This is a genomic window from Paenibacillus sp. GCM10027627 (genome assembly GCF_042675505.1).
In the GTDB taxonomy this organism is placed as follows: Bacteria; Bacillota; Bacilli; order Paenibacillales; family Paenibacillaceae; genus Pristimantibacillus.
This window is the reverse complement of record NZ_JBHTHB010000013.1, coordinates 1-8,171: the sequence shown is the minus strand read 5'-3', so window position 1 is coordinate 8,171 and position 8,171 is coordinate 1. Positions and strand designations below refer to the sequence as shown.

At 47.1% G+C, this 8,171-nt stretch carries 16 protein-coding genes; all 16 read right to left on the bottom strand.

What is annotated here, in order from left to right; translation table 11 throughout:
• Window positions 1–401: hypothetical protein (locus tag ACFQZE_RS24335; RefSeq protein ID WP_379362061.1), on the bottom strand; the 401-nt coding region annotated here is incomplete at its 3' end.
• 37 nt (window positions 402–438) lie between these two features.
• Window positions 439–672: a hypothetical protein gene (locus tag ACFQZE_RS24330; protein WP_379362059.1), complete on the bottom strand. Its 234-nt coding sequence runs from the start codon at window positions 670–672 to the stop codon at window positions 439–441.
• Window positions 673–846: 174 nt separating this feature from the next.
• Window positions 847–1,122 (bottom strand): hypothetical protein, encoded by a 276-nt coding sequence (locus ACFQZE_RS24325; protein ID WP_379362057.1) that lies wholly within the window; start codon window positions 1,120–1,122, stop codon window positions 847–849.
• Window positions 1,123–1,142: 20 nt separating this feature from the next.
• Window positions 1,143–1,343, bottom strand: coding sequence for a hypothetical protein (locus tag ACFQZE_RS24320; RefSeq protein ID WP_379362055.1), 201 nt, complete (start codon window positions 1,341–1,343; stop codon window positions 1,143–1,145).
• A gap of 99 nt (window positions 1,344–1,442) precedes the next feature.
• The gene (locus ACFQZE_RS24315) at window positions 1,443–2,075 is read right to left on the bottom strand and encodes a P-loop NTPase family protein (RefSeq protein ID WP_379362053.1); all 633 of its coding nucleotides are present in this window, start codon (window positions 2,073–2,075) and stop codon (window positions 1,443–1,445) included.
• Window positions 2,068–2,391, bottom strand: coding sequence for a hypothetical protein (locus ACFQZE_RS24310; protein WP_379362051.1), 324 nt, complete (start codon window positions 2,389–2,391; stop codon window positions 2,068–2,070). The genes ACFQZE_RS24315 and ACFQZE_RS24310 overlap by 8 nt, the downstream gene beginning before the upstream one ends.
• Window positions 2,392–2,859: 468 nt before the next feature.
• Window positions 2,860–3,816: a rolling circle replication-associated protein gene (locus tag ACFQZE_RS24305; RefSeq protein ID WP_379362049.1), complete on the bottom strand. Its 957-nt coding sequence runs from the start codon at window positions 3,814–3,816 to the stop codon at window positions 2,860–2,862.
• Between the two features lie 452 nt (window positions 3,817–4,268).
• The gene (locus tag ACFQZE_RS24300) at window positions 4,269–4,394 is read right to left on the bottom strand and encodes a hypothetical protein (protein WP_379362047.1); all 126 of its coding nucleotides are present in this window, start codon (window positions 4,392–4,394) and stop codon (window positions 4,269–4,271) included.
• Between the two features lie 247 nt (window positions 4,395–4,641).
• Window positions 4,642–5,151, bottom strand: coding sequence for a glucosaminidase domain-containing protein (locus tag ACFQZE_RS24295; RefSeq protein WP_379362045.1), 510 nt, complete (start codon window positions 5,149–5,151; stop codon window positions 4,642–4,644).
• Window positions 5,138–5,308: a hypothetical protein gene (locus tag ACFQZE_RS24290; protein ID WP_379362043.1), complete on the bottom strand. Its 171-nt coding sequence runs from the start codon at window positions 5,306–5,308 to the stop codon at window positions 5,138–5,140. The genes ACFQZE_RS24295 and ACFQZE_RS24290 overlap by 14 nt, the downstream gene beginning before the upstream one ends.
• Before the next feature lie 107 nt (window positions 5,309–5,415).
• Window positions 5,416–5,595, bottom strand: coding sequence for a hypothetical protein (locus ACFQZE_RS24285; RefSeq protein WP_379362041.1), 180 nt, complete (start codon window positions 5,593–5,595; stop codon window positions 5,416–5,418).
• Between the two features lie 11 nt (window positions 5,596–5,606).
• Window positions 5,607–6,155 (bottom strand): hypothetical protein, encoded by a 549-nt coding sequence (locus ACFQZE_RS24280; RefSeq protein ID WP_379362039.1) that lies wholly within the window; start codon window positions 6,153–6,155, stop codon window positions 5,607–5,609.
• A gap of 7 nt (window positions 6,156–6,162) precedes the next feature.
• On the bottom strand, window positions 6,163–6,762 hold the full coding sequence (locus ACFQZE_RS24275; RefSeq protein WP_379362037.1) for a hypothetical protein: 600 nt from the start codon (window positions 6,760–6,762) through the stop codon (window positions 6,163–6,165).
• 15 nt (window positions 6,763–6,777) lie between these two features.
• A complete protein-coding gene (locus tag ACFQZE_RS24270; protein ID WP_379362035.1) occupies window positions 6,778–7,146 on the bottom strand; it encodes a hypothetical protein in 369 nt (122 codons plus the stop codon).
• 12 nt (window positions 7,147–7,158) lie between these two features.
• Window positions 7,159–7,602, bottom strand: a complete 444-nt coding sequence (locus ACFQZE_RS24265) for a hypothetical protein (RefSeq protein WP_379362033.1) — start codon at window positions 7,600–7,602, stop codon at window positions 7,159–7,161.
• Window positions 7,602–7,994, bottom strand: a complete 393-nt coding sequence (locus tag ACFQZE_RS24260; RefSeq protein ID WP_379362031.1) for a hypothetical protein — start codon at window positions 7,992–7,994, stop codon at window positions 7,602–7,604. Before ACFQZE_RS24260 ends, ACFQZE_RS24265 begins: the two co-directional genes overlap by 1 nt.
• Window positions 7,995–8,171: the final 177 nt, after the last annotated feature.

Genomic DNA, 8,171 nt, shown 5'->3' with positions numbered 1-8,171 from the left:
ACCGCATCCGGCAAAAACTCCAATACGATTTTTTTGTCCTCGGTGATGACCTCAATACCCTCTGGCAATGGAGTCTGCTTGGTACGGTCGGTTGCGCTTGTGTTGAGCGCCTCTGTCCGCCACTCATGCATGATCTTGAGTGGACGATCCTGTGGGCTGTAAATCGACAGGCGCAATTTGCCTTTAAGCTCAACGCCGCCCACGTTGGAGTCCTTGATAATGGCATAAATGCGCCCAATTGCATTGTCCATGCCACTTAGCAAACCATATCCGATTGTGATTGTCTCTCCAGCTTGCACCTTGTACTCACCGATTTTGTTGTATTGGCCCAGTACAATTGGTACTGTTGCCGCGCCGATCAAGTCGGCCTTGGTAAACGCACTTCTAAACAACTCTGGCATTCTTTTACCCCTCCTGCCGCCCTATGCGGCTATGATTTTAAAATACTTGCTTTGACGGTCCGGCGCTGACTGCTGCTGGCACTGGTCTGATGATTGGATCAATCGTTGTGTCGATCGGCAGCTTACTAGCCGCCTTGTCCTTAAGGTTTTGTCCGATCGCAAACGCGATCAAAAAGACAATGACCCCCAAAATCATTTGCAGCCAAGACGACGGCGACAATAGATTGCCGCGTTGGCCCATTGGCGTTACAAACTCTGTTAACTTAGCCATTTACTTTGCTCCTCTCAACAATTGTTTGACTTGCAAGGCCAACTCTAGCAGCAGGACTAAAAGAGCCGTCAACGGTTAATAGCGTTGATATTTAGCCACATTTAGCCGCTAGGCTAAAAGACTCTTTTAGTCAGCTTTTAATAGCTCATTTAGACAAAAAAAAGCGCCAAATCCCTAAGGATTCAGCGCTTCGCCTTTTAGTAGCTTTTCTATATATTCATCTCTTTTAGTTTCTGTCCTGTTGTTTTTTTTATAAATTTCCTCACTCGACAACCCATGATTAACGCAAACGATAAAAATTGCCCATCTTATCCCTCTCGCTCGCGCATCATGATAAGATGCTTTATCGTATTCCTTTGCTATTTCAAGTTGTAAAGCTTGATCTTCTGACGCCAGTCTTTCGATGTACAACTCTTCAAGCGTGTTCAACAGCACCGTTTTATTTGTCATACAACAATCATCTCATCTCTTTAGTTTTTTGCATGCTCAATTATGTTTCGCAAAAATTCTGATCTGTTGTCTGCATGTTTGTTTGCTACTGCATCCTCAATCCATTGCCATGTTTCGTCTGTTAAGGTTAGCTTTATTTGCCTTGTTGTACCGATTTTTGGTCGTCCTGCTCTCTCACGTACTCCGCCTGACTTTTTACGGAAATAATAACTGTTGTACATTTCATCACCTTCAGGTAGTATTTTGGGTTACTAAAATCATACTCCGGAATTTGATTTTTGTCACCCAAAATAAAAAATACGTGCAAAATAAAAAGCCGCCTACATGGCGACCTTTTGGGGCTTGGACAAATCATAGCCATCATAGACGACATAGGCGTACTGCCCGCCTGTCCTCAGAGCCTCAAAAATGGTCTCAGACGGCATTTGATAGTTTTTGAGATAATTGCCCTCCATATGGGAGAGTCCGTAGATTACAAAGCGCGTGGACTGCGTCATAAGCGTGTTGTCGATCTTGGCTGGACGCTGTGATATCCAAATTGCCTTAAGGCCCCAGCGTATCCCAGTTGTAGCAACCTCTACGCATGCCCTGAGCGCAGCCTTAGCAAAAAGATGTACCTCATCTACCACCAAATAAATATCCAAATCGCCATCATACCGTTGTGCAGCCTTGTACAATAGACCAACGAGTATTTTAAGCTCTTGCTGCCTGTACTCTCGCGATGGGATGTAGACAATCTTTTCTCCTCCTATGAGGCCGTCTATCATGGCCTCAAAATCTGATTTAAGGCTGGCCCGCGTCCAGCCAGCCGGGAATTTGATCTGCTGGGTGTTAAAAAACAACACCCCGCGTGGCTGCCGTTGCAAGCTGTACAGTACCCCCGTCGTCTTGCCTGACCTTGTACGGCCTACGACAGTGGTATGGTCATCCTTGCCAAAATCAATATTACTCATGCGACGCCATTACAACAGGCTTTTTGCGATTGTCCTTTAGTAGCTCCAACACGCCTAGCAAGATATCTGCAATGGCATAGTTAAGCTCGCCGATCATCCCGGTCAACCCTCGCAAGATACGGGCCACGGCGTTTGAGCCATTAAAGTTAAGAGCGTGAGTCTTATATTCTTCGATCTGCCCCGGACCTGTTTGGGCTTTAAGGATGCCCCAGTCAAACCCGCTGCCTGTAGGCTGCTGCTCCGCTGGCGCTGCTTGCTCTATCAAATCCAACCCTTCGGAATCCTCTTTTTCAATATAATCCTCAATGTTTGCCATACTTTAAACCACCTCTCCGCACTCAGTGCATACTTTTTTGTATCCCGCCGCCAGCGCCCGCACATGTGACGGATCGCCGCTGCTTAAAAACTCCCATGATCCGGCCCCATCACAATCACAGTAACGTGTCGCCTTTACTGCTGGCTTATCTTTAACAGCAGCCACTGCCCCACCGCCGCCCGCCGCAACCCTTTTGACTGGTCTAGGCTGCGTTGGCGTCGATCTTAAATGTTGACAGTGTATCTGTTCATGGAGATTCATCGCGCCGCGGTGACCGTTTGTGTAGCCGCATCCGTGCTTGCATTGGTGCATGGCTTGTCCTCCTGTTTAAGCATGTCTTTAAATGATTTTTTAGCCTCTTCTACCAACTTGATGCCAAGTTTAGCCGCTGCTGCTGTCGCTACTAATCTCCAAGTCCATTTCCACCCATAGTAAAATGCTGGAGCAAAAAACAAAATTATCAAAATCTTATAAAGTTCTATCGGACTCACCCCTGTTCATGTTATACTCGCTGTAGGAAATTAAACCGTGGTGTTCGCTATCGTAGCTGTTGGCGAACACTTTTTCTTTGTCTTCAAGGTATTTTTCAGCTAATTGATAAGCTTCTCTACCATGCAAAATGATAGGTTTGTCTAGGTTTTGAGATGTTGAAAAAGCCTTCTTCCCCGCCAAACGATCATCGTTAAAATCCTTCGTCATGTACTTTTGTATGTAGGCCCCGACATTATCTACTTTATCGATTGCATTAATTCCAACAAAACCATTTCTCCATAAGTGACCCAATTTTTCGTATGGCACATACGGCAATGTCAAAATGCAATGATAATGTATCGCCCCACGATTATTTGCGTCTTGAAATTCCACGACACGACAGTACTTAAAATCTCCATACTCACGCCGTAATCGTTTTAAAAATTTGTCAAATTCTTTGTTACACTCTAAGACGTTAGTTACATCCTGCACTGTCCCGTCCCGAAATGTAAGAGTCACAAACTTATCCATATTACTAAAATTTGCAAGTACCAAGCGCCGTAAATTCATTTTTGACCTTCTAGCATTTGTTCGTTTCGCTTCAGGCTTGCGATCAATTTTTACAATCTCGCCAGTTTCCGGGTTTAGTTCTACTTGCTTTGTCCTTCCTCCATTAAGCACCTCGCCAGTTTCTGGATCAAAAATAATCGTTTTTTTGCCTGTTTGTACTGGGACGGTATATTCATATTTTTCAACAACAGGCCCACAAACAATGACTTTAATACGGCTTCCCGATTTCGCGCCTTTTGTTATTTCGTCATCAAGAGCGCGATCAGCGCGGCGTCCCTTACGCAATTGTCTTCGAAAATCATCAGACATCCAACGATTGTTTTCAAGACGTTTGTAATACAAAACCTTGCTCGCATAGTGCTGCTTATCTTCCTCACTCGACACTTGTTTCAGCTCCTTTCCTAAGGGCAGCCACCCCATCTCATTTTTTGATGATCAGGTCGTAGCGCAAAAACCGCGCTCTCCCTATCAAAAAAAACCTGCGGTGAGATGTGATGGTACAATCTAGTTAAGTTTAATAGAATAAAAAAATAGAGTCGTCCCTCCTCCAAAAACAAAAAGTCCACACACTGGTCGCAAAAAAGCGAACATATGTGCGGACTTGATATAGTAATTTGCATCCGTTAAGATCATATTGAGCTGTTATACGATCTATGATGCGTGCCGCACATAGTTCACTACTAAACCCCTAGCATTGGCGTGCTGGGGGTTTTACCATGTGTTTCTATCATACTTCACAAAATGATAGTCCACAATTGTCTTATTTAGCTGATTTTCTTTTGTTTTTCCTCTAATTTAATTGATTTTATAGCAAAAGTCCTAATTTGCTCTATGTATTACTCTTTTTTATCGTTATCCTGCTTTTTTCTTCGATATTGCTCATGTCTTAATTCCCTACCTTTTCTAAGAGCTTCCAACTGTGCTCTAGTAGGTTTCTTCTTTTTCTTTTTTTTATAGAGCATAATCCTCCCTCCCGACGAAATCATACCACTATTTGCCATCAGCGACACGCATCATTTTGTGTCCTGCTTCACGCCGTCGCCCCTATAAGGGCAAAGACGGGGCTCCTACCCAAACTTTTATCCGTCTGCATCAGTTTAGACATTTTTTTTGTCGAAAAGGGAAAAGGGGTAGGGCTCAATCGTCCTCCCCTCATTACCCATCATTTTGCGATTATAAGCGCCAGCACGATGGCTATTGCTCCCCCAATTAGAGCGCCTTGCGGCACGTTGGACAAACTGACCGTTGGCAGGCTGGACACACCGCCGCTGGTGGCGTTGTCGGCTTTTTTTCGGGGGTCTTGCCCCCAAACGTAAGGCCCATAAGGTTAAAGAGCTTGCCGCCCTTAACACCGTTGAGCAGATAGCCCCCAGCATCATACGGCGACTCTCCCAGTGCTTTGACTGTGCCCTCAATCGTCGTCGCCTCACGCACCTTGTCATAGTAGCCTAAGTTGATTACCCGAATATAATCCGTCACAAAGTCGTCAAGATTGCGATATCCTGCAAATTGGCTGTCAGAGCGCTGGAGCGCCGTCTTACTGTGTTTGCTGTACTTGATGCCCCCGTGGTTGTTGTGGTTTTTTGCGTGACCGCTTGTACCATTGCCAGACTCTAACGCCCATTGCGCCAAAACTACCTCGACAGGCATATCAACGGCTGCCGCTGCACGAGCCGCATATGACTGCATGCGTTGCGCGTATGCACTATTGACCGCCATCCGGATGACCCCCTTTTACGATCGTAGCAAGCGCCACAAGCGCTTTTGTGTTGTTATCGATCGTGTCTCGCATTTTATTGATTTGTTGGATGAGTACAAAGCAGAGCGCTCCCGGCACACCGATCACCCCAACCATTTGCGTTAAATCAAATTCCATTGATCATCTACCTCCTTGGTTCATTTTTTTTGCAATCAAAGAGCCAATCAAAAATCCGACTACCCCATACACCAAAAACACAATGATTAAAAAAGCTAAGACCTCGATCATTTGCCCTTACCCGTGTCCAGCTTGAGATTGACTTTGAGCATTTTCGATGCGACCCAAATCATGAGCGCATACACAAGGTATTTGCTATATTTGGACGTATAGAGCCCAAAAAACTCAAAGATTTTATCGATCCATCCTGTGGCCTTGCCAACCAGTCCCCCAACCGTATTATCCATTTGTCCTCCCCCTATCGCATGATGCGCGTGATCATCTTGATGCCAAATAGCGCCATGATGCCCAGCACAACAAAATTAAGATTGATATTCATCGCGCCGCCAACCACGGCGCCGGCTCCCTTGGCTGCTGTGCCGGCTGCCGCATCGATTACGTTTTTGGTGCCTGTCCCAATATTTTGCCCTGCCTCTTTCAGCGCCTCGCCCATTGACTTGTTGTAATCGATGGGCAAAGTCGAGTCTGGTGGTGGTAGCTTGGCGTCCTTGTAAAGCTGGTTACGACGAGCAATAATTGCGTTGTACATCACAATATTGAGTGTGCCCTTAAAGTACACTTGCTTAAGTCGCTCCGTCAGCTTTTCGACGGGACCAGCTTGCCATTGCTTAAGCGTCAAACCCATCCACTCGTTGTAAATGGTTGGCTCTAGCTTGCTGTTTTTGGGGTTGGTCGGATTAAATTGCTTGGGTATGTCTGTGACCGTATCCACTGTATCCACGATCCCGCCCATAAGGTTTTCGACGGCGCTGGATATGGTGTTACCTACGTTTTCCCAAAATCCCATAGTCGCGCTACCTCCTAAACAAGGAGATCGCAAAAATGACAGCGATAGCCCCTAAGCTGGCCTTGAGATATGACCCCATCTTGGCTTCGAGGCCATTGGCATCCGGCGTTGTATCCCGCGGCGTTATTTTTTCGGCGTCCAGCCAATCGCCGGGACCCCACGGCAAACCCTCATACATCGGGTTATTGTACTGCCGGATTTTTTCGGCCTGCTTATGAAGCTCTTTTTGTTCGGCTGTGTCCCATCGGCCCGTGTCGACGTAGATCGCCCACGATACCTCCTGTAAACTGCGGACTGCCGGATCATTGTCCCAACCTGTAAATTTGTTACGCTCCGCTTCCCGCTTGGCTCGGGCCGTGTCGCCGCCAACGGATGCACCGACCGCCGTTTTAGCAGCCATTGCAGCCACCCCGGTATAGGCGATGGTCTGCTTTGGCGAGTTGTCAAACGACCACACACCCGTGCTGGATGTATATGTGCCGCCAATTTGACCGCCTAGCCTTTGGTTTTCCGCCTTCAGCCGATCACGCTCTGTTTGCGTGGCTGCTTGATGCCACGCAAGAGAGTTTGCAGCCATTTGCGCCTTAATCTCGTCTGTCGTCGGCATAATAGTAGACCTCCTTTAGCCATTGATTACAACATCGCCATTACGTAGCTCGGCGTTTGCCGTTTTGACGACAATTTGCTCAAGGCTGCTAGCTCGCACCTGTATCGATGCAATGCCATTGACTGCATTGACGGGCTGCATTTTAATCCCGTTAATCATAAAAATGACGGGGCGATTATCGCCTACCCTAAAATTGCCGTCCCAGCTAAAAATCCTCGCTGTGACTGTTGCAAACTCCGTGTTATTTGGTGCGATTTTGGCTTTGTCCGTTGTCAATTTGCTGTTGTATACCATGTCATGGTAGGCCATGACTGTGACCGTTTGCGTCCTCGTTTTAATCTCCGACACCGATAGGACGGTGTCGCCCTCAATAACAAAACTCATGGTAAATCCCCCTTAATCCAATGTGTATATGGCCCCAAGGCCATTACCGATAGTTGCTCCGGCTGCCGTTAATTTTAGGTTTGTCTTAAAACGTAATGGCAGCGTTATGACCGATGCGCCGCGCATAAAAAAACTGGTGATAGGCCCGTTATCGATTTGCAAAGACGCAAAGCCCTCAGATCCGTTATTGTGTATCAGCACCAACGTGCCAGCACCATTAACGGTGAGAGTGGACAAGCTTTGATGCGCGCCTGTCTGTATCGTGTAGTAGGGCGGGCTAAAGCCGACCTCATCAATCAGTGTTGCAAGCTGTGCAACGTCTGTGTTTTTTAGGTCTGTCAGTGCCTGCCCCACTTGCGCGACCGCTAGGTCTACTTGATCGACGGCTGCCTCGATTGCGTTGATTTGGGCTTGGTTAAAATCCGCCAGCTCGGTGCTAAATTGTGGTTTGCCCATTAGCCCACCACCCGATTAGTGCCACCAAAATAGTCGATGGTAATGTCCACGACAACGTCATAGGCGTTGGCTGGATCGGTGTTATATGCCCAAACCTTGACATAATCGTCATAGTCGACGGTAAACACGACGTCGTAATTAAAATAGTCGTCGTCTCCAGACAGCCACTTGCGTGTGGTCTCTGCATAGGTGATGACATTTTCGGTGCGTCGGCCCTTATGCTCAATGTAGGGGTTGACCCTAAGTGCAAGCTGCTGCCCTCGGTAAAAGCGCACGTTGACTGTCTCTACTGTCCCTGGAGCTTTGACACGCTCTTGTAAGATGATTGTGGCGCCGGGAGCGACCGTGGCCCTAAAGCTGATCGTCTCCCGCGTATTTGTGTTGTAATTCAAAGGGTCCGCCCCCTTACACTACGCCTTGCGTAATGTCAAAAATAAGCTCGGAGTTTGTTTTGGACACATTGCCGTTGCCAACCGCATCCGGCAAAAACTCCAATACGATTTTTTTGTCCTCGGTGATGACCTCAATACCCTCTGGCAATGGAGTCTGCTTGGTACGGTCGGTTGCGC